Genomic DNA, 18,894 nt, shown 5'->3' with positions numbered 1-18,894 from the left:
CCGTTATTCAAAAACGAAGGCTGGAATACACTATATTCCAGCCTTCGTTTATTCTTTTTTTTATGGATTGAATTATGTTATTTAGCGCCTGAAACCCGGTGGGATTTACTGACACTTAACGCTTCTTTTAGATTATAAAAAATGAATAGTGGGACAATTTCTAAGTATCGTTTATAAAGGCGTTTGGGCTCCATCAATAAGCGGAAAAACCACTCCATTGACATCTGCTGCATCCAGGCCGGAGCCTGTTTTACATTGTCGGTATGAAAATCGAAGGCTGCACCGACCGTAACGATAAAATGAACCGACGTGTATTTCTTTAATTGTTGGGCAAAGCGTTCCTGCTTTGGAGTACTCAACCCGATCCAGACTACATTCGCGCCCGACTGGTTGATCTGATCACCCAGTGCTTTAAACTCATTTTCCGATAAGGTCCGAAACGGCGGACAATACGTACCGACCACATTGTGATTTGAAAACTTCTTACCAACGGCTTCTTTCAGCTCGTCAGCTACGCCCTCCTTTCCACCACACAGAAAATGCTTGACTGGCGTGTTGGCACTCTGCTGAAACACCCGCATGAAGAAATCAGGGCCGTAACACCGATTCATGTTTGCGGAACCTTTCAAACGGCCAACCCATACGCCGGGCATTCCATCTGGCAGATTCCAATAGAACGAGTCCAGAACCTGCTGAAAATCCTGCTCTTTGATGGCCGTAATCATGCCGTGTGCCCCTGTCGCACTAACGCATTTATTCTGTCGTTGGCTCGTTGGTGCACATTGCTCGATTAATTCTGAAACAGCCGTTTCCAGACCAGCATCGTATAGTTTAGTCTTTAATACCTGTACCATTTTTTGTAGATTACTCTGTAGCAACACCAAAGTATACGTATTCTAACGGCTCGTCGCCAACGGCCTCTAAACGGTGAGAGACACCGGCCGGAATCCGGACGAAAACCCCCTTTTCCAGAGGTATCTGCTGATCGCCAACTGTATAGATTCCTTTTCCACTCATAAAAAAGAAGACCTCCTCCATTGTAGCATGACTATGCAGCTCGCAATAGTCAGCTGCCCGGAACGTCCCGTGGGCTACCTGCGTGAGATTCGTCGGCGTATCTGAATTACGCAGAAACACCTTTTTAGAGCCTTGCAAGTGAGCCGTCGACTCACTTGCAAGGCTGCTGATTACCGCCGTAATAGTATCCATTAAACCTCTTCAAGAACTTCTACTTCTGCCTTTTTCTGAATCTGCTCACAAATCCAGTTATAGGTTTTTTCAACACCTACGCGTAACGGAGTAGACGGTGCCCAGCCCAGTTTTTCCTGAATCAGGCGGTTGTCGGAGTTACGACCACGCACACCCGTTGGGCCTTTAATGTTGTTGATAGCGATAGATTTACCAGACAGTTCAATAACCATTTTCGCAAAGTCATTGAGTGAAATCATCTCTTCCGATCCGATGTTGACCGGTCCTGAAAAATCAGATTCCATTAACCGACGGATACCCTCAACGCATTCGTCAACAATCAGGAACGAACGTGTCTGCTTACCGTCACCCCATATTTCGATAGATCCACCATCCTCAGCCATAGCTACTTTACGGCAAACTGCAGCAGGGGCCTTTTCACGACCGCCTTCCCAGGTACCCTGTGGGCCAAAAATGTTGTGGAAACGAGCGATCCGGGCCTCAATGCCGTGATTACGCTGATATGTCAGATATAGACGCTCCGAGAAGAGTTTCTCCCAGCCATATTCGCTGTCGGGAGCAGCCGGATAAGCAGAATCTTCAGAGCACTTAGGGTTCTCGGGATCTAACTGATTATACTCAGGATACATACAGGCTGAAGACGAATAGAAAATACGCTTCACGCCTTTATGTTTAGCTTCTTCCAGAATATTTAAGTTACACAACACGGAGTTATGCATAATGCTGGCATCGTTATCACCGGTGAATACGAAACCGGCTCCGCCCATGTCAGCGGCAAGCTGATAAATTTCGTTTAAATCACTTGTTACTACCTCAGCCGCTATGGCTGGGTCTCTTAAGTCGCCAAGAATAAATTCGTCGGCGTTCGTATTGCCGTATTCGTTATACTTAATGTCGACTCCCCGCACCCAGTAACCTTCTGACTTTAAGCGATTTACCAGGTGTCCGCCGATGAAACCACCGGCTCCGCATACAAGTGCTTTTTTCATGATAGAATTGATTGATTTTGATTGTAGTTATTTTTTACGAACGCAATATAATTAATAACTATATGCAAGTCCTATACCAACTATTAGTTTACATAAATTTATTTTTATAAACTTGTTATAGTATTGTATATCAATTATATAATCCAAAATGGGTTATTGCTATTTATGTAATTGGCTAATCTTTTAAACTATAATACATCCAATGGATCATATAAACCTTTTGACAGGTTTATATATACGCATTAAACGGCTAGCGGTCAGGCTCTTAGAAAGTCTGACCGCTAGCCGTTATAAAAACAGATGACGTTATAATTTAAGACTGGCTATAGCAATGAAAAGTATTTATATTGATTATTTCAAACCATCCATTAAACCATAAAAAGCCATTTTCTTGTTCAGTTTTGTATCGAATACATTTGGCATATCGCGCATCTTTTTATCTGTTACCAACCAACTATCCGCGTCGCTAAAGCTCCACATAGTAATACCATATCGGAGGCGGCTCGGTACATTTTGCTTATAGAGACTAGCTACAACTTTGTATTTAGCAGCCTGCACACTCATCAGTTCATTCGAAAAAACCAGGGTCTGATCATTCTTAGGGTTCACAGCGATATCCAGTTCTGATGCGTGTACCAGAAGGCTGGTTGCGGCCAACCGCTGGAAGGCGTTGCGAAGACCAGTTTCAGAGGTGTTAATATCGATGTGCAATTGCGTGCCAAGCCCATGAATAGGGGTTCCGCTCTTTTTGAAATTGTCGATCATTTTTAATACACCATCCAGTTTTGACGAATAGGTTTCGAAACCGTAGTCATTATAGAACAGCAAGGCATCCGGATCAGCTTTATGAGCCCACTGAAAGCAACGCTTCACGAACTCCAGGTAAGCGGCATCACTAGCATACAACTGGCGGAAAGCCGTCTGGCGAACCGCACCTGAGTTCCAGTCAAACACTTCGTTAATTACGTCCCAGCTTTTGATTTTACCTTTATAACGGCTTACCAGAGTTTGAATGTGATTTTTAACTGCCTTCTCAAATCCTTCCGTGTTACCCTTAAACTGAGAGAACCATTCAGGAGCCGCCATGTGATATACTAAACAATGGCCATGCAACCGAAGAGGCTGCTTGTCAGCAGCATTGACCCAATAATCAATTTCAGAAAAGTTGAATTGGCCAGGAGCAGGTTCAGTGTTCATGAAAGCATGAACCGTTTTAGCATTGAACTGGGCTTGGAACAAGCTGTTAGCCTTATCACTTTCTTTTACAATCTTAGAGTTAAAAGCGGCACCAATCGGAAAAGTAGCCACAGCTTTTAGTGTGCTATCATTATCGATGACGGCAGTTGCTCGAGTACTTGCCGAGTAATCTATTATCATTACGCTCTGTGGCTTGACATCTTCCGAATTGGGGTTGCAAGCAGTCATAAAGCTGATAAAAAACAAAGAAATCAAAACTAAAAGCTGTTTAGAAGCGGAGGTAGAAATCTGTTTCACAGGTACGTCGTTTTGTCCGTTTTTGTTGAGACAAAATTGATGTACCTACATTAAATCAACTTTAAAGCCTGATTAACATGTACTTAAGGCAAAATTATAAACAAATTAAGAACCTATTAACGAAGAATTAAAACATAGTGAGCCATTAAACGACTATTAAATATTATCTATAAAAATCCACTAAAAGAAACTACCATTTAATTAGCTATAAGTATACTAATAGATATAGATGTAATATTTTAGTTTTGCTAATATTAAATGTATATACATTTAATATTAGTATCTATAACATTGAACACATTTTCTGCTATACTTGAGGCCCCTTTACTAGATCAATACAATCATTAAAAGTCAATTAAGTGACGCTTATACCTTGAAAAAAGAATTTTTATAGACGTGACGACCTAAAGTCTAACTATAGTTAAAAAAACAAAATATTCAGTAACAAAGATATATTATCTACCAAAAAGCCATTCCTGCGCGCAGGAATGGCCTTTAATGGTTAAATGAACGCCTATTACGGTAATAAGACGGTGTCAATTACATGAATAACCCCGTTAGATTGATTTACATCAGCAATAGTCACCGTGGCTACATCACCCTTGTCATCCGTAATCTGCACTTTCTTGCCTTTCATTGTAGCGGTCAGCGATTCCCCTCCTACAGTTTTAAGCATCGTTTTACCTCCACCATCGGATATCATCTTCATCAGATCAGCTGCGCTCACTTTACCCGGTACGACATGATAAGTCAGAATGCCTGTGAGCGTTGCTTTACTTTCTGGCTTCACCAAAGTCTCTACGGTTCCTTTTGGCAGCTTGTTAAATGCGCTATTCGTTGGGGCAAACACCGTAAATGGGCCAGGTCCAGACAACGTCTCCACTAAATCGGCCGCTTTGACAGCTGCCACGAGCGTAGTATGGTCTTTTGAGTTAACCGCGTTTTCTACAATATTCTTTGAAGGATACATCGGTGCGCCACCGACTGTAACCGTTTTTTCCTGGGCAAATGAAATTTGACCGATCGCCAGTAAGGCTGTCAATGAAAGAGCGAATTTGAACGTCTTCATGTTGTTAATTGTGTCTTAGTTAAAATTTGTCTTGAATGTTGTGATCGATCAACGGGAAGACTTACGCACAAAGAGGTAGGCTTGGATTTGTATAACTAGAAAAACTACTTATAACCTGATTCAATCAAAGCGCTGCCATCAGGCTATTGTCGTCTTTCCGTAATCCAGAGTATTTTTAAATTCAGACATCAGATTGACTATAAGCACGATTAGACGATCAAGGGTAACGTCTGCCTCTGTTCAGTAACCCTGCACCGAACCAGGCGTTTCTTTGGAGTAACAGTTGGAACGATTCTAACCGCTATGCTGCCATTAGCAAACCTGTTCTGCACGTATTATGCCGTTTAAAGCGAATGCAAATTCAGGTTACGGGTTCCTAAAACGTTTAAGTGAAGGGTCTTTACCGCCAAAAAAATAATTGTCTATATATATTGTGGTTAGTTAGCTAACTAGTTACCTTTCAGCACATAACCCTCTTAACTAACCACACATATGCCGACATCAATAGCCATAGCTGACGACCATCGTCTGTTTGCAGAAGCCCTCTCCAACCTGATTCAGAAATTTGATAACTACGAAGTATTATTTGTAGCAGAGAATGGTCAGGAAATGCTGGACTATATGAGCCGGGGCCTGGTGCCCGATATTGCTCTGGTTGATCTGAAGATGCCCAGAATGGATGGCTTTGAAACAGCTATCCAACTTCGTCAGCATTACCCAACCGTACGTGTTTTGGCCCTGTCCATGACTGGTCGGGAGGAACATATCCTTCAGATGATCCGCAATGGAGCACGCGGGTATTTACTCAAAGGCTGTCGGTCTAGCGAATTCAAAAAGGCCCTGGATGATGTGATGGAAAAGGAATTTGATTATTCTGATCTTCTGCCGCGCCAGCTTACCCGCAATAGCCCCACGACCAGGACTGGGGGGCCGGTTTTGTCGTTTAATCTCAATAACCGCGAATACGATTTCCTTAAAATGGCGTGTAGTGAATTAACATACAACGAAATTGCTGACCGTATGTGCGTTAGTCCACGCACGGTTGATGGCTATCGTGAAGCTGTCTTTCAGAAAATGGGCGTACGTACCCGGGTTGTAATGGCTCTGGAGGCAGTCCGACATGGCTTAATTGAACTGTAAGGAATCTATAACAAACGGGAAGGGACGATTAGTCTGATCGTCCCTTCCCGTTTGTTACTATATATATACTAATTCGCTACACTCACTCTTGACTTCATTAGTCACTTCAGGTAATTAACCTCTTCACTTTGAAAGGGCTGGAAACCCGACGTATAGGGGATTAATGCGCTACGTACCCTAACTGATTCAATGTCGATTGAATATACCGGGCGAATAGCTCCCGAAAATTATCGGTCGACACATCCATGCCGTTCAGGCTTTCAATCGTGTTCTTTTTTCTGTAATACAACAGCTTATCTTCAGTTGTTTCCACAATAGACATGGCATCTTTAGAACTGGCCTTACGGGTGTTAAGCAGATTTAACAGGTGCGCTCGTGCATGTTCGACGGACTCAACGGCGGTGAAAGTAGTTGCATTTCCTTTGTGATGAATGGCCATGTAGCGTTTCATAGTAACTGGTGGTGTTTTGTTTATGATACAAAGGTATGTCACCCACTTGTTACTAAGTAATTTCTGGAATTAAACTTCAATTAAATGTATATACATCATAAATAAGCGGTATGATAAGTTAACACATACTGGCCGGTAATAACAACAAGCACTATCCGGGGCATGCTTATACTATTGGTTGGTTTAAGGCTTGTTTCTTATACCAATTTATGAACCGGCCAATCCCCTCCTTGATCGAAACCGACGGATAATACCCGATACGTGCCTGGGCCTGCCTCAGATCAGCACAGGTTGACTGAGCATCTCCCGGTTGAGCAGGTTGCCAGTTGATAATGGCTCGCTGTCCTACTGCCTGCTCAATCAGGTGAACTAACTCGCTCAAACTAATGGAAGCCATTCCGCCAATATTCAGCAGATCGAATCCACCAAGGTGGTGAATAGCCTGAATAATGCCCGTTACCGTATCCTGAACATAGGTATAGTTACGAGTTGTGCTGCCGTCACCATAGAGCGTTATAGGCTTGCCATCAAGTAGCCGGGCAGTAAACTTGCTAATGGCCATTTCAGGTCGCTGTCGGGGGCCATACACCGTAAAGAAACGCAGGCAGGCCACATCAAATCCGTATAAATGATGATACGTGTGAGCGAGTAGTTCCGCCGACCGCTTCGACATGGCGTACGGGGATAAGGGACCATTTGCTTCGTCATCTTCTCGAAACGGCACAAAGCTCGAGTTACCATAAACAGAGGAAGAAGAAGCCAGCACCAGGCGTCGTACGTTCGAAACCCGCATTGCTTCCAGCAGCGCCAGTGTACCAGTTACGTTTACATCAATACATAAGGCAGGTTCATGAACCGAAGCTCTTACTCCGGTTCGGGCGGCCAGATGCACCACCGTGTCGCAGCGATACTGACTCAGCACTTCGGCCAACAGGGCCTGATCACGTATGTCGCCTGTTACAAGTCGATAGTTGGCCAGTCTAATAAACGGTCGGATAGCCTGGCGCTTGAGAGCCGGATCATATTGATCATCGAAGTTATCCAGCCCTATGACCACATGTCCAGCGGCCAACAGCTGCCTGGTTAGGTGTGATCCAATAAAACCGGCTGCACCCGTTAAAAGAATGGTCATAGTATTCTTAAGTTATTATAACTAGATCACGACTGGTCGACAAGCCTTTTATCTTATCAGCTGGTACACCAACATTTTAAGGCTTTACGTTAAAAGGAAAGGATTAGTATAAATAACTGTCCATTGCTTTCGAGGCTGTTACCATCCCGTGAGTAGAAGCAGGTTTAACTAATTAAAACTAACTTTCGCGCAAAAGCGTATTAGCTTTAGCACAGGGTCAATCAGCGACCAGTAAAAGTGAGTACAACAACTATTTTATGCATTTCTGGCAAACAATCCGGCGGGCAATCAATTCGTTCTCCACACCGACAACGGTTGACATGACCGAGCCTTGCTACTGGCGGGTTGATATGCATTCACACCTTATTCCCGGCATTGACGATGGCGTTACCAATCCGGATCAGGCCGTTCTGTGCCTGAAGCAATTAGCAGCCTGGGGCATTCAAAAGGTGATTACAACCCCTCATGTTAGCCGTGACTGGTATCCCAATACGTCGGCCGGGCTGCGAGCAGGACAAGCTACGTTGCAGGCATTAGCTGACGAACACGCTCCTGGGTTACAGATAGAGGTTGCAGCTGAGTACCTGCTCGACGAGTTTTTTCCGGCGATGATCGACACTGATGAGCTGTTAACCTTTGGTTCAGCGCGTTATCTGTTGTTTGAACTTGGTTGGGCGGCTGCCCCGCATCAGTTGGACGAACTGCTGTTCCGCTTACGAACACGGGGTTATACACCTGTCCTGGCTCATCCTGAACGTTATGTTTATTATTACGACGATCCTACTCCGCTCATCCACCTCCACGAGACAGGTTGCCTGTTTCAGCTCAACTGGGCCTCTTTAACGGGTCGCTACGGCGAACGCGCGCAAATACAGGCTCGTATGCTGCTCAAAAAAGGCTGGGTTGATTTCATTGGCAGCGATTTACACCGGCCAGGCGATCTATCCGCCTTATCAGCCTTGTTTTCTTCCCCCGAATATGAGCAGTTACGTAAGCAACCCCTGCTCAATGAGTCTTTAGGTTAGCTTAAACCGCTCATTAGTGACGTGAACGTATTAAACTCTCTTTTTACGGTCTGACAGACGATTGTTAACAACTGCATACACTACGGATTAAGGTTAGTAGACAAAACTACACCAAAAACAATTGATGACCTTACCCCTAGAAATATATTTACGCTTTTAATATATCACAAACAAGTATATCTGAGTTTATCTTGTTCTATTTAGGTAGACCAACAATGCGCCTAACTATTTATCTGACTATTTACCAGACCATTAGCCCCTTTCTCATTTATATCGAGACGTAATAGATTATTTCATGCGTTATTATACGGAGACAATATTTGTTACCAAATAACCTTTTTTGAAAATTAATTTTAGTACCTTGCATTCACTAGAGTAAGTATAAAGTATGTAGTGAACACGTAAAGGGTTACCAGTTCTGCTCACTACTCAACTATTTGTATCTGTGAAGATAAGGCTTCTTTCGTTTGCTATAGGCCTGATGGTTACCAGGGCCGTAACTGCTCAGGTAGATTCTTCAGCTATACCCTCACGCCATTCAGCAATCTATAGCGTTGAGCTGACTGGCCTGGCGGCATCCGGTAATCGAACGCCTTTCTGGCTTCAGGCTAATCAGTACGGCATCGTTCCCCGTAACAGTCCAGCCGGTTTTGTGACAGTTGGTACAAACGGTCGTTTTGGTAACCTACACAAAGGGCTCAATCGAGGGCTGAGTTACGGGCTGGAAGCGGTTGGTCATCTTGGTAACCAGTCTGGCGTTATCCTACCACAGGCTTTTGCATCGATTGACCGGGATTATTTCAGTCTATGGGTTGGGCGAAAGAAAGAAATCATTGGTTTGGGCGACTCCACTCTTTCTTCGGGTTTTTATTCGTGGTCGGGGAATGCCCTGCCTATTACAAAGCTTCAGCTGGGCACCAATCAATTCATGCCCCTGGGCTTTACCAGTAACATCATTTCCGTTCACGCCTTTTACGCCCACGGCTGGTTTGCCAATTCGGACTCAATTCAACAGTCGTATCTTCACCAGAAAGCATTCTACGTACGCATTGGTCGCCCCAACTGGCGGGTGCGCCTGACCGGGGGCGTCCTCCACAGCGCCCAGTGGGGAGGTCATTCACGCTATATGACCAGCGGTGTAGCCCGGAATGGGCAATTGCCCGACTCGTTTCGGGATTACCTGTACGTCATCACAGCCAAACAACCCGATGAGCTTGAATCCGCTACGCATACAGCCTTCGACGGAATCAACCGATTTGGTAATCATCTGGGTTCAATAGACTTTGGCCTTGAAACCCGCCTGGGGCAGTGGCAGACAATGGGTTATTATCAGCATCCGTTTGAGGATAAGTCCGGAACGGCGTTCGTCAATTTCCCGGATGGGCTGTATGGCCTGCGCCTACAGCATCAAGGTGCCAGTTCAGGCGGCTTTCAGATACGGCACCTTCTGCTGGAATTCCTTAATACGATGAGCCAGAGCGGTTCGCTGGTGCATACGGGACGTTATGATGGGCAGGACGACTACTTCAACAACTTTCAGTATATCAACGGCTGGACGCAGCATGAACGCGTGATTGGCACGCCATTTCTGTCGCGTCGGGCCGACCTCCGTCCGGAACGGCAGAACGAGCCAAACAAACGGATATGGGCCATTGCAAACAACCGAGTGCAGATGGCTCATATCGGACTGGCCGGAACGGTTGGACGAAGTGGTATTCGCTGGCAATCCCGACTGTCGGTAAGCCGTAATTTCGGTACCCATCGGTTTCGGTTTGTTGAACCGGTACCGCAGGTTTCTGGCGCGGCCTGGCTTACGTGGCCGCTTACCTGGCTGGGGGGCTCTGAACTCCGGACGGCCGTTGCTGTCGATCAGGGGCAATTGTATTCTAATGCAGTAGGTGGCTGGATCAGCCTGCGCAAAGTATGGAAAACGACGCACTAGAACCTCTTCAGTACCAGCCGCTAACCGATTTGTGGCGAAAAAAGTAAATCAAAACTCACTCGCCAGCAGTTATCTATATAGAGTAAAGGAGCTAAATTATACTTTACAAAGAACTTTAGCCAAAGGGGGTTCCACGGTTAGACGTAAATTGCTCAATCTGACTTATGGCCACCCTTTGCGTAATCTGACTCGTGAAACACAATTGTATCTTTTATAGCAGCACTTGACATTCTAGTTGGTAACCCCAAACTTAGATAGTCCATTGCTGTTCTGTTCAATTCACTTAAAAAGCGACACAATGAGACTACAAATGCACGCCGTACATTTCACGGCAGATCAGAGCCTGTTAGATTTTATCCAGGCTAAACTGAACAAATTGGACACCTTCCACGACCGTATTATTGGCGGTGAGGTGTTTTTAAGGCTGGACGGAGCCGACTCGAATCGAGTTAAAGAAAAAATCGTCGAAGTTCGTCTTACGATCCCCGGCAAAGAGTTGTTCGTGAAAGAACACGACAAAAGTTTCGAAAGCGCAACCGACCGGGTACTTGACGTTCTGAAAGACAAACTCGTTCGCTGCAAACAGAAGCGAAACGACTTTTCCAGCCCGGCTATTACGGAGGCTAAATCCAGAATAACAGAAGATGAGGTTTTTGAACCCGATGAGTTATAACCTAGTTTTTTAACAAAACGAAAGCCACTCCATTCGGAGTGGCTTTCGTTTTGTTAAGCGGCCGCCAAATACGGCTTACAGCCCAAAGGCTTCTTTAATTTTATCGACGAAATCCAGCTTCTCCCAGGTAAACAATTCTACCTCAACCTCTTTGCTGTGACCGTTTGAACCAAAGGTTTTTTTCACGATCTCGTTCTTACGGCCCATGTGCCCATAAGCGGCCGTTTCGGAATAGATTGGATTACGTAACTTCAGCCGCTGCTCAATGGCATAGGGTCGCATATCGAAAATCTGGCTGATTTTCTCAGCAATTTCGCCGTCGTGCATATCAACCTTAGCTGAACCATACGTATTGACATACAGACCACAGGGCTGCGCAACTCCAATAGCGTAAGAAACCTGTACCAGCACCTGATCGCACAAACCAGCGGCTACCATATTCTTAGCAATGTGGCGCGTTGCGTAGGCAGCCGACCGGTCTACCTTCGATGGGTCTTTACCCGAGAAAGCGCCACCGCCGTGGGCACCTTTGCCGCCGTAGGTATCCACGATAATCTTACGTCCGGTCAGGCCCGTATCACCGTGGGGACCGCCAATCACGAATTTACCCGTTGGGTTGATGTAATACGTAATATCGTCCGTAAACAGGCTATGCAACTCAGGCTTCTGAGCGGCCTTCACCCGGGGAATCACGATATTGATAATATCTTCCTTGATTTTCTTCAGCATCGTGTCGTCATCAGCAAAATCGTCGTGCTGCGTAGAAACAACGATTGTATCAATGCGAATAGGCTGATGGTCGTCTGAATACTCAATGGTTACCTGCGATTTGGCATCAGGCCGCAGGTAAGGCATCAGGTGACTTTCGTTATTGCGAATATGAGACATTTCGCGCAGGATGGCATGAGCCAGATCCAGCGGCAGGGGCATATAATTATCGGTTTCGTTAGTTGCGTAACCAAACATCATACCCTGATCGCCGGCACCCTGAGCATTCGCCCGGGTTTCAAAATCTTCGCTGTCGACTTTCCGATCAACCCCCTGGTTAATATCCGCCGACTGGTCATGCAGGGCCGAGAAAATCCCGCATGAATTAGCCTCGAACATATACTCGCTTTTGGTATAGCCAATTTTGCGAATTACATCGCGGGTGATCTTCTGAACGTCTAAGTACGTATCCGTTTTAATTTCACCAGCCAGCACCACCTGACCAGTGGTTACCAGCGTTTCGCAGGCTACCTTACTGGATGGGTCAAATGCCAGAAAATTATCAATCAGTGCGTCGGAGATTTGGTCGGCGACTTTATCAGGATGTCCCTCAGAAACGGACTCGGAAGTGAAAAGATAAGGCATTACTCTTTCCGTATGACTTAGTTTAAGCTGCAAAGCTACACGTTATTTGGCAAGGGGCAAGATTTAGCCGGATGCGAAGGCTGGAATGAGGCTGCTAATCAGGCTAAATCCTGAGCAATTAGCATCTGCCGGGCAGCCTGTTAAAGGGTTTACAGCTTCCAGACCAACACACAATAAATCCACCACCTTTTAATCAATAATCTGGAAATAGTGCGTACGTAAAATGTACTTGCTTTGAATTCCAGCCTAACGAGAACGTATGAAGAGGTATGTGATGGCGGTACGCGGACGCCAGGTTAGTAAAGACCTGAGGTTCAGCACGCCTGATCATATAACAAACCAGTTATTCGCTGTTGGCCTACTTCTTCTGTTTCTGCTTGGCGTTCTCCCGTTTCAGGGGCTGAACGCTCAGCAGACCGACAATTACTTTGAGCATCTGTCGGTCCAGAATGGCCTGTCTCATAATTCCATCAATTGTATCCACCAGGACCGGGAAGGATTTCTCTGGTTTGGTACCTACGATGGGCTGAACAAGCACGATGGGTATAATTTCACTGTTTTCCAGCCCGACCCGGCGAACCCAAACCATAGCTTTCAGAGTAACAAAGTTACGGGCCTTTGCGAAGACCATACTGGCCGACTCTGGGCCGTTACGGAAGGTGGCGGCCTTCACGAAGTAGATAAACGTACCGGTCGCGTTACTCCCCATCCTGTTCGGGTAAAAAACGCCAGTCGCTGGAATAACCAGCTTTTTGTTTGCGAAGACCGACAAGGTATCCTTTGGATCAGTGCTTATGGCGGCTTAATCGCCTATAATCCAGGTAAGCGCCACTTTCGGTTATACCCATCCCCAAAAAATGAAGTTCCGGTCAAGCGGGCTTTTGAAGATCACCAGAATCGGCTGTGGGTCTCTACCGGGCAGGGGCTGTATCAGTTTAACCGGCAAACCGGCCGCTTCACGCCGTTGTATCTCGACTCACCTGCGGCCTCCCAGCCGACGTTCAACGCTTTTTATTTAGATGAGCAGGATAGGCTTTGGCTCGGCACGGCCGGCAGCGGTGTGTTTCAGATTAATCTGCGGAGTCAGCCGCTCCGGATTGTGCCGTTCAACCCCGGCGGTCTTATAAACAAATACGTCTTTCTGGACGGTATTCACTGCGATGCAGACGGCGATCTGTGGATTGGTACCACTGATGGTTTGCAGCGCGTAAATCTGACCAGCCAACAGGTTGTGACGTATCGTCCGGATCCCAATAACCCAAATGGGCTCAGCAGTCCGAGCGCCCAGGCTGTTTTTCATGATCGAAGCGGTACGCTCTGGGTGGGCACAAGCAACGGAATTGATAAACAGATTACGCATACAAAGCACTTTACGCCCTATAAAATCAAGCCTAGCAAGGGAGCAGTTAACCTGTTTGTTAATAAGATTCATAGCCTGCTGGTTGACCACCATGACCAGGTCTGGCTGACCAACCAGTTTAGTCTACACCGGCTGGATGAGCAGAAACAACAGCTGACTGAGCTTCCCCTATCGCCAGTAGGCTTTTCGGATCAATACCAGAATTACATCTTTGCTTTGTTGCCGGACGGTCCATTGGGTATCTGGCTGGGCACGCGCGACGGGTTATACCAGTACAATGCCAGTTCAAAGCAGTACACCCGTTATCCGGCAGACATTAACGCCCAACTCCTCAGCCGGGGACCGACGGGCGATATCTGGCTGGGGGGCGAAAGTGGAATCGCTTCGTTTAATCCACGCACGCATCAATACACCTACTACAAATACAAAGCTGGTGATACGGCCGGGCTGCCGGACAAGTTCGTGTACAGCCTGCTGGCCAGCCGGTCGGGCGATGTCTGGGTCGGTATCAACGGAAAAGGTGTGAGCCGGCTAAACCCGGCAACGGGCCAGTTTACGCATTACACAGCGGGTCCACGGCCCGGCCAGCTCAACAACAACGAGGTCCTGACTTTCTATGAAGATCCCAACGGGATTATCTGGGCGGGCACGAATCAGGGGGGGCTAAATCGAATTGACCCTAAAACCGGGTATTTCTCGCCTGTTACGACCCAGGATGGCCTGCCCAGTAACCGCGTCGTGGCAATAGCGGGCGATAAAGCTGGCAATTTATGGCTTAGCACCAACCGGGGACTCTGTCGTTATAATCCACGTACCAAAGCAGTCCGAAGCTACGACATCAACGACGGACTGCCCAGCAACGACTTCGTGGAGAACGCCGTTGTCACTAAAAATAACCGACTTTATTTCGGGAGCCGGAACGGGTATGTCCGCTTTAACCCCGACAGTATTCGGGACGATACCCGCCCATTTCCGCTCTACGTAACGAAGTTTAAAGTACTCGATAGGGACCGTCCATTAACCGACAGCGTCATCACGCTACGTCACGACGAAAACTTTCTTTCCTTCGAGTTTGCCGCTCTGGCGTATGTAATGCCCGAACGCAACCGCTATGCCTACCAGCTCGTTGGAGTGGATAATAACTGGATTCAGAGCGGTACCCGCCGGTTTGTGAGTTATACAAGTCTCCCTCCCGATGACTATGTGTTTCGGATGAAAGCGGCAAACAGCGACGGGATCTGGAATAGCCAGAGCACGTCGCTCCACATTCGCATTTTGCCACCCTGGTGGAAAACCTGGTGGGCCTATACCCTCTATGTTCTGGCGCTGGTCGGCAGTATCTGGGGGTTCATCCGATATCGTTCCCGGCAACTGCGGATTGCCAACCGCCTGCTCGAAGAAACAGTGGCGGTCCGAACGGCCGAAGTTAGCCAGCAACGGAACGAGATTGCCCGGCAACGCGATAGTCTCGAAAAGACCCTGTCGGAGCTGACGTCGGCCCAGAGGCAGCTGATTCAAAAAGAAAAGATGGCCTCGCTGGGTGAACTGACGGCGGGTATCGCTCACGAGATTCAGAACCCCCTCAATTTTGTCAATAACTTCTCGGCGATCAGCGTCGAACTGGTAGAAGAAATGACCGAAGAACTGCAGGCTGGCCATCAGAACGATGCGCTGGATCTGGCGGATCTGCTTGGTCAGAACCTCCGAAAGATCACGCACCACGGGCAGCGTGCCGATGCAATTATAAAAGGGATGCTTCAGCACTCCCGCACCAGCACTGGACAGAAAGACCCAACCGATCTGAACAGCTTAGCCAATGAGTATCTGCGGCTGGCTTACCACGGTCTGCGCGCGAAAGATAAAAGCTTCAACGCGCGTCTGGTTACGGAATTCGATCCGAATCTGGGTCTGATTCCGGTAGTGGCTCAGGATATAGGCCGGGTGCTGCTGAACCTGTTCAACAACGCCTTTTATGCCGTATCTGAAAAGCAGAAGCGGGTTGGCGATGATTATCAGCCGGAGGTGATGGTTAGTACCCGGCGTACCGACTACGCCATTGAAATTTGCGTTCACGATAACGGCATTGGCATTTCCCAGACCGTTTTAGACAAAATCTATCAGCCCTTTTTCACAACAAAACCAACTGGGCAGGGGACTGGCTTAGGCCTCTCGCTCAGCTACGACATTATTACGAAAGGCCATGGTGGTGAGTTGACTGTTCAGACGGAGGAAGGCAAGTTTGCCGAGTTTATTATTAAATTTCCCTTACCAGCCTAAGGACCCATGAATATTTTAGTTGTTGATGATGAACCCGATGTACAACCCTTGTTTGAACAGCGCTTCCGACGCGAAATCCGCTCGGGAAAGCTGACATTTGCATTTGCTTCTTCGGGTCAGATGGCTCTTGACTATCTGAACCAGCATGCTTTTGGCGTCGTGCTGGTCTTGTCCGATATCAATATGCCGGGAATGGACGGCCTGGAGCTGTTACGTCGGATTCGGGATGAACACCCCATGAAGCCGCCTTCGGTCATGATGGTAACGGCCTATGGCGACGACAGGAACCATCAGGCGGCTATACGCTTCGGAGCCGACGATTTTTTAACGAAGCCCGTTGATTTCGAGATCCTTAAAAGTAGACTAGCTAATCTGACGCAGGAATGAAAACAAAAATTCTACTGGTCGACGACGAACCCGATCTGGAGGCCCTGTTTCAGCAGCATTTCCGGCGCAGGATACAGGCCAATCAATACGAGTTTATTTATGCTCACGACGGGATGCAGGCGCTGGCGATTATTCGGGAGCAGCCCGACATAGACGTTGTGCTGTCTGATATCAACATGCCGGGCATGGATGGCCTGACATTGCTGGCTAAACTGCTGGAGGTAAATCCGGTCGCGCGAACTGTTATGGTGACGGCCTACGACGATATGAGCAATATCCGAACGGCCATGAACCGGGGGGCATTTGATTTTGTCTGTAAACCCATCGACTTCGGCGATCTGGCCATAACCATTGAAAAAACGGCGGAATACGTCCGGCAATTGCGGGAATCAATGGAACTGCGAGCCATCGACGAGATGAAGATGCGCTTTTTTGCCAATATCACTCACGAGTTCCGTACGCCCCTCTCGTTAATTGTGGCACCGGTTGACAAACTGCTGACCGCAAATGACCTGCCCACGCCGTATCTTCATTCGCTCTCGATCGTTCGTCAGAATGCCCAGCATATGCTGCAGCTCATTAATCAGTTGCTGGACATTGCTAAACTCGAAGCAGGCGCCATGACCATTGTCAACAAACCAGGTGATCTGGGCGGCTTCGTCAGCCAGATAGTGGAGGTGTTTCGGCCATCGGCGGAAATAAAAAACATTGATCTGACCTACCGGGCCGATCTACTCTCCAGCAACTATCTGTTCGACGCCGATAAATGGGAGAAGATTCTGTATAATCTGCTCTCCAACGCCGTTAAATTTACCGAAACAGGCTGTGTAGCCATTAATTTGACCGAAATACCGGATAGCCTCCCTGCTGTTGGCTCAGCTCAGTCTGAAGCACTGATCCGGCTAACGGTGCGCGATACGGGCATTGGTATTGCGGCCGATAAACGCGAACGCATTTTCAATCGGTTCTACCAGGTCGATAGCGCCCGGACGCGGGCTTATGAGGGTACCGGTATCGGGCTGGCTTTAGTGAAGGAGCTCACCGAACGGCTCGGCGGCACCATAACCGTTGAAAGCCCGCCCGCCGGCGAAATCGACACATCAGGAACCTGCTTCAATCTGATTTTGCCGGTACAGGTACTGGTTGCCCCTGTTGATCGCTCGCTGGTTGCCCCGAAGCGTATCATTCTTACGCCAGTGCCTGACTCGGTAGTTGTGCCATCCCCCCCGCAATCCGACGAAACACCTTTGATTCTGGTTGTGGAAGACAATCATCAGCTACGTGAGTTTATCATTGCCGAACTGACCCCAACGTACCGCGTTCGGTCAGCCGCGAATGGAGAAGAAGGCTGGGACCTGGTGCAGCAGGAACTGCCCGACGTAGTGATTTCGGATGTGATGATGCAGGAAATGGATGGGTATGACCTGACGAAGCAGATAAAATCGCATCCGGAAACCGATCATATTGCCGTTATCCTGTTGACCGCCAAATCGGAGCATGATGATGTTATCGCAGGTCTGCGCTACGGCGCAGACGACTATATCATTAAACCGTTTAATCTGGATGAAGTGCATCTGCGCTTGTCTAACCTCATCAACCGCCAGCAGAAACTGCGGGATCAATACAGTCGCCAACTCACTCAGCCCGACGACTCTTCCCTGCTCGACACGGTGCAGAATCCGTTTCTGCGCCAGGTTTATACCTTAATCGAACGACACCTGGATCAGTCAGCGCTAACGGTCGAATGGATGGCCGAAGAACTGTCCATCAGCCGAAAAACGCTGTATCGCAAAGTTCACACGCTGACCCATCTGGCTCCTAACGAACTGATCCGGCAATATCGGCTGCGCAAGGCTGCCCAGTTGCTGCGAGCGGGGCATAATGCATCCGAAACCGCCTACATGGTCGGCTTCGAAACACCTTCGCACTTTACGTCGGTGTTTAAGGAGTTCTATAAAAAAACGCCTTCCGAGTTTGCCCTGAAATAAGCGGAACATAAGCAGGTAGTTCGGCCCTGAGCAGCGCCAGTTATGATGGCGCTGCTCAGGGCCGATGTCATTTATAACTTTTTGCCTTTGCCGCTATGCCATCCGAAAACCGCTTATTAAACATTTAAGGCAGGTATTGAAAAAGATGTCCCCAATTCGACAGTCTTTGTCCCCAATTTGAAAGTCTGCTATAAAGCTATATCTGACCTTTGTGTACGTCATTGATAAACGTTCAACCACCCACGACCAACGTATAAACCCGGTTTGGCCTTGTATATACCCTATCAGCAGACCGGCCAGAATACAAATGAAGACCTCTACGCTTTCCGTTTCTATCCTTTGTTAATTAGGCTGGTAGTTAGCGCAAAGAGCGGCTGAAAACAGTCGCTCTTTTGCCTTTCTGGC

At 47.5% G+C, this 18,894-nt stretch carries 15 protein-coding genes; 7 read left to right on the top strand and 8 right to left on the bottom strand.

Annotated elements, in window-relative coordinates; genetic code table 11:
• Positions 1-77: 77 nt before the first annotated feature.
• The 5 genes from HNV11_RS03480 to HNV11_RS03460 form a co-directional block, all read right to left on the bottom strand.
• Positions 78-854, bottom strand: coding sequence for a WecB/TagA/CpsF family glycosyltransferase (locus tag HNV11_RS03480; protein WP_171738337.1), 777 nt, complete (start codon positions 852-854; stop codon positions 78-80).
• A gap of 10 nt (positions 855-864) precedes the next feature.
• A complete protein-coding gene (locus HNV11_RS03475; protein ID WP_240163738.1) occupies positions 865-1,155 on the bottom strand; it encodes a cupin domain-containing protein in 291 nt (96 codons plus the stop codon).
• A gap of 53 nt (positions 1,156-1,208) precedes the next feature.
• Entirely contained in the window at positions 1,209-2,198 is a 990-nt protein-coding gene (locus HNV11_RS03470) for an NAD-dependent epimerase/dehydratase family protein (RefSeq protein WP_171738335.1), read from the bottom strand.
• A gap of 351 nt (positions 2,199-2,549) precedes the next feature.
• Positions 2,550-3,692, bottom strand: a complete 1,143-nt coding sequence (locus HNV11_RS03465) for an endo-1,4-beta-xylanase (protein WP_240163737.1) — start codon at positions 3,690-3,692, stop codon at positions 2,550-2,552.
• 517 nt (positions 3,693-4,209) lie between these two features.
• Complete coding sequence (locus HNV11_RS03460) at positions 4,210-4,761, bottom strand: fasciclin domain-containing protein (RefSeq protein WP_171738334.1); 552 nt, start codon at positions 4,759-4,761, stop codon at positions 4,210-4,212.
• A 492-nt stretch (positions 4,762-5,253) separates the two neighbouring features.
• On the opposite strand from HNV11_RS03460, the gene HNV11_RS03455 reads away from it, so the two are divergent.
• Positions 5,254-5,901 carry a response regulator transcription factor gene (locus HNV11_RS03455; RefSeq protein WP_171738333.1) on the top strand — a complete coding sequence of 216 codons (648 nt, stop codon included), beginning with the start codon at positions 5,254-5,256 and terminating at the stop codon, positions 5,899-5,901.
• Between the two features lie 160 nt (positions 5,902-6,061).
• Here HNV11_RS03455 and HNV11_RS03450 read toward each other — a convergent pair whose 3' ends face one another.
• Positions 6,062-6,352, bottom strand: a complete 291-nt coding sequence (locus HNV11_RS03450) for a hypothetical protein (protein WP_171738332.1) — start codon at positions 6,350-6,352, stop codon at positions 6,062-6,064.
• Between the two features lie 166 nt (positions 6,353-6,518).
• A complete protein-coding gene (locus HNV11_RS03445) occupies positions 6,519-7,484 on the bottom strand; it encodes a GDP-mannose 4,6-dehydratase (protein ID WP_171738331.1) in 966 nt (321 codons plus the stop codon).
• Positions 7,485-7,741: 257 nt separating this feature from the next.
• On the opposite strand from HNV11_RS03445, the gene HNV11_RS03440 reads away from it, so the two are divergent.
• The 3 genes from HNV11_RS03440 (at position 7,742) to HNV11_RS03430 (ending at position 11,124) form a co-directional block, all read left to right on the top strand.
• Positions 7,742-8,509 carry a tyrosine-protein phosphatase gene (locus tag HNV11_RS03440; RefSeq protein ID WP_171738330.1) on the top strand — a complete coding sequence of 256 codons (768 nt, stop codon included), beginning with the start codon at positions 7,742-7,744 and terminating at the stop codon, positions 8,507-8,509.
• A gap of 445 nt (positions 8,510-8,954) precedes the next feature.
• Positions 8,955-10,451 (top strand): capsule assembly Wzi family protein, encoded by a 1,497-nt coding sequence (locus HNV11_RS03435; protein WP_171738329.1) that lies wholly within the window; start codon positions 8,955-8,957, stop codon positions 10,449-10,451.
• A 298-nt stretch (positions 10,452-10,749) separates the two neighbouring features.
• Positions 10,750-11,124: an HPF/RaiA family ribosome-associated protein gene (locus tag HNV11_RS03430; protein WP_171738328.1), complete on the top strand. Its 375-nt coding sequence runs from the start codon at positions 10,750-10,752 to the stop codon at positions 11,122-11,124.
• A gap of 75 nt (positions 11,125-11,199) precedes the next feature.
• On the opposite strand, the gene metK is transcribed toward HNV11_RS03430, so the two are convergent.
• Entirely contained in the window at positions 11,200-12,477 is a 1,278-nt protein-coding gene (gene metK, locus HNV11_RS03425; protein ID WP_171738327.1) for a methionine adenosyltransferase, read from the bottom strand.
• A gap of 259 nt (positions 12,478-12,736) precedes the next feature.
• Between metK and HNV11_RS03420 the strand changes: the two genes are divergently transcribed.
• Genes HNV11_RS03420 through HNV11_RS03410 form a run of 3 tightly spaced genes read left to right on the top strand, consistent with a single transcriptional unit; the run spans position 12,737 to position 18,489 of the window.
• Positions 12,737-16,114 (top strand): two-component regulator propeller domain-containing protein, encoded by a 3,378-nt coding sequence (locus tag HNV11_RS03420; RefSeq protein ID WP_171738326.1) that lies wholly within the window; start codon positions 12,737-12,739, stop codon positions 16,112-16,114.
• 6 nt (positions 16,115-16,120) lie between these two features.
• Complete coding sequence (locus HNV11_RS03415) at positions 16,121-16,501, top strand: response regulator (protein ID WP_171738325.1); 381 nt, start codon at positions 16,121-16,123, stop codon at positions 16,499-16,501.
• On the top strand, positions 16,498-18,489 hold the full coding sequence (locus tag HNV11_RS03410) for a hybrid sensor histidine kinase/response regulator transcription factor (RefSeq protein WP_171738324.1): 1,992 nt from the start codon (positions 16,498-16,500) through the stop codon (positions 18,487-18,489). Before HNV11_RS03415 ends, HNV11_RS03410 begins: the two co-directional genes overlap by 4 nt.
• Positions 18,490-18,894 lie beyond the last annotated feature (405 nt).

Source organism: Spirosoma taeanense, from assembly GCF_013127955.1.
Taxonomy (GTDB): Bacteria; Bacteroidota; Bacteroidia; order Cytophagales; family Spirosomataceae; genus Spirosoma; species Spirosoma taeanense.
The sequence above is the reverse complement of the archived record's forward strand: the minus strand, read 5'-3'. Positions and strand labels throughout refer to the sequence as shown.